We start from the raw sequence: 2435 nt of genomic DNA on the forward strand, positions 1-2435 counted from the left end.
TTTATATAGCTTTAGCATTTTGGCTTAAATGTTAAAAGGGAAGGCTTTTGCTTTTAGCATTACCTTCCCCTTATTATTCTGCAGGTTTAACATCTATTTGAAATTTTATTTTTCAGCTTCTTTTTAATCATCTCTTTAACTAGTTGCTTAATTTGAATTATTCAACGAGTTTTGATTGGTGTAATTGTTGATGAAGTATTGGAAATGATGGAATTTTGATTTGTAGTTCATTCTGTCAATTGTTTTTCAGCGAGATTTTTATAAGTTTTTCAGCGAGTTGCGTTTATATTTTAAATTCACTTTCTAAAGAAAAAAGACCCTTTTAGGTCTTCTACTGCTCATTGGTATTTTCCATTTCAAGTAACATTATTTCCTGCTAAAGCTTTTGAATCTGCTTTCCTATTTCTTCTCTTTCAGCCTTACTCAAGTCATTTTCAAAAGCTTCAACAGCTAATTGCCTCATCATTATTAATCGTTCCTCTATCATATCAAGAATTTGTATTCTATATTTTACCCGTTGAAGTTCTTTTATTAACTCTTCTTTTTCATCCATAACTTCACACACTTACATCTATTATTCTTCCTAAATTTGGGTCAACACTCTTTTCTATCATCTTAACTGTTTCATTGACAGTTTGCTTACCTGTTTCCATTGCAAGCTTCATTACTGCAAGGCTTGTTTCTTGAGCGACTTTTGCTTGGTTTAGGTTGATTGATAGGGCAGCTATGTCCATTCAACCTCCTCCTTTTTACTTTCTTTTTCAAATCACATTTATCTATATTGCAAATTTATTCTGCTTGTTTTAATTTTTATTCATAATTTTTCAAAATTTCCTAGGAATTCTTGCGTTCAAATCTAATTTTATTTTTGTAGTTGATATTTCAGGTGTTCTTGGTATATATATAACTTCACATATATCTTTTAAAAAATCAAACTTTCCTTCCCAATCATCACCTATAACAAAAACATCAATATTATATTTTTTAATATCAATCATTTTTTGTTCCCAACAAGTTTCAGGTATAACGTAATCTACATATTTAATTGATTCAAGTAAAACTTTTCTTTGCTCATAATTAAAATAAGCCTTTTTTCCTTTTATTAAATTAAACTCGTCAGTTGATAATCCAACAATTAAAAAATCTCCAAATTCTTTTGCTCTTTTCAATAAATTTATATGTCCATAATGTAACAAATCAAAAGTTCCATAAGTAATAACTTTTTTCATAAAAAAATCATCCCTAAACATGTTTTTTGATTATACTTAGTAAATTTTGTCTAAAGAAATTATCGTTTTTTTCCTCAATTTTATCACTAATATAATCCATTATAACATTTACTACTCTTTCTGAAGATTTACCATCCGTAAATTGAAAAAATTCATTTCTTAATTTAATCCTAATTTCCTTTTGATATTCAAATATATTTTCATTTTCTAATACTTTTTTTAAATCTTCTCCATTATATACTGTTATAATTTCATTACTTATTTTCTGTTCTATGCTTCTATAATCTGTTATTTCTTCACATCCTTGAATATCCATATACAATTTTATCAAATTAATATCAGATAATATGCCATCAAATAAAATCCCACTATTATCAAATAATAAATAATCTGAAACTGCAAATAATCTTAAAATATCATACTTATCATCCACTACATTTTCAAATAAATTAAAAATCTTATTTTTTCTATCTTCTTCCTCTTTTAAATATGCTGTTCCATGATGCAGCTTTATAATTATATTATAATTTTCTTTTAACTCATAAATAATTTCTAACCAACTATCAATTGAAGATAACCTACCATATGTCGGAGTATATAATAATGTCTTTTTATTTTTATCTAATGCAAAATCCTTTATGGCTTCTTTTTTTAAAAGCTCTTTTTCTGTAAACCATCTATCGAATTTAGGATATCCAACTTTTTCACAAGTATTATATATATTAAGTTTATTAAAGTCATATGAGCCAAAACAAAATATTTTATCATATAATATATTCCACCAACTACATGCATAAACTTCTTTTGCAAATCCATACATAAACCTAAAATTGTATTTTCCTGATTCCATTACTTCTTTTCCATAATATGTATTTGTAATTAAACATTTATATTTAATACCATACTTTTTAATATCAGATAAAAACAAAATTTTATACTTGTTATTAAATTCTTTATATAGAAAATTCATATTTTCTATATACATATTTCTATAGTTTTCATCATATCTCATATAATCATTTATTATTATATGTGGTAATATACCCCTTTTTTCTAATTCAAAAATAGTATCTTTATATAAATAATAATGTAACGGAGTTGAAAAAACAAAACCTATATCATTATATTTTATATCAACTTGATTATTAAACCTGAATTATTCACCAACCAAAAATTAAACTGAAAAATATTTATAAGAAATCTTAG

General features: G+C 24.8%; 4 protein-coding genes. All 4 read right to left on the minus strand.

What is annotated here, in order from left to right:
• Positions 1-376: 376 nt before the first annotated feature.
• Complete coding sequence (locus BUB63_RS13690) at positions 377-553, minus strand: hypothetical protein (protein WP_159431480.1); 177 nt, start codon at positions 551-553, stop codon at positions 377-379.
• A 4-nt stretch (positions 554-557) separates the two neighbouring features.
• Positions 558-734 carry a YjfB family protein gene (locus BUB63_RS12975; protein ID WP_073250413.1) on the minus strand — a complete coding sequence of 59 codons (177 nt, stop codon included), beginning with the start codon at positions 732-734 and terminating at the stop codon, positions 558-560.
• Between the two features lie 90 nt (positions 735-824).
• Positions 825-1229 carry a glycerol-3-phosphate cytidylyltransferase gene (gene tagD, locus BUB63_RS12980; protein ID WP_073250416.1) on the minus strand — a complete coding sequence of 135 codons (405 nt, stop codon included), beginning with the start codon at positions 1227-1229 and terminating at the stop codon, positions 825-827.
• A gap of 13 nt (positions 1230-1242) precedes the next feature.
• A complete protein-coding gene (locus BUB63_RS12985) occupies positions 1243-2241 on the minus strand; it encodes a CDP-glycerol glycerophosphotransferase family protein (protein ID WP_073250419.1) in 999 nt (332 codons plus the stop codon).
• Positions 2242-2435 lie beyond the last annotated feature (194 nt).

This window comes from Caloramator proteoclasticus DSM 10124, from assembly GCF_900129265.1.
Taxonomy (GTDB): domain Bacteria; phylum Bacillota; class Clostridia; order Clostridiales; family Caloramatoraceae; genus Thermobrachium; species Thermobrachium proteoclasticum.

Coding starts and splice junctions, on each gene's coding strand:
- tagD (WP_073250416.1), bottom strand. CDS start 1,229: ATGAAAAAAGTTATTACTTATGGAACTTTTGATTTGTTACATTATGGA.
- BUB63_RS13690 (WP_159431480.1), bottom strand. CDS start 553: ATGGATGAAAAAGAAGAGTTAATAAAAGAACTTCAACGGGTAAAATAT.
- BUB63_RS12985 (WP_073250419.1), bottom strand. CDS start 2,241: ATGAGATATGATGAAAACTATAGAAATATGTATATAGAAAATATGAAT.
- BUB63_RS12975 (WP_073250413.1), bottom strand. CDS start 734: ATGGACATAGCTGCCCTATCAATCAACCTAAACCAAGCAAAAGTCGCT.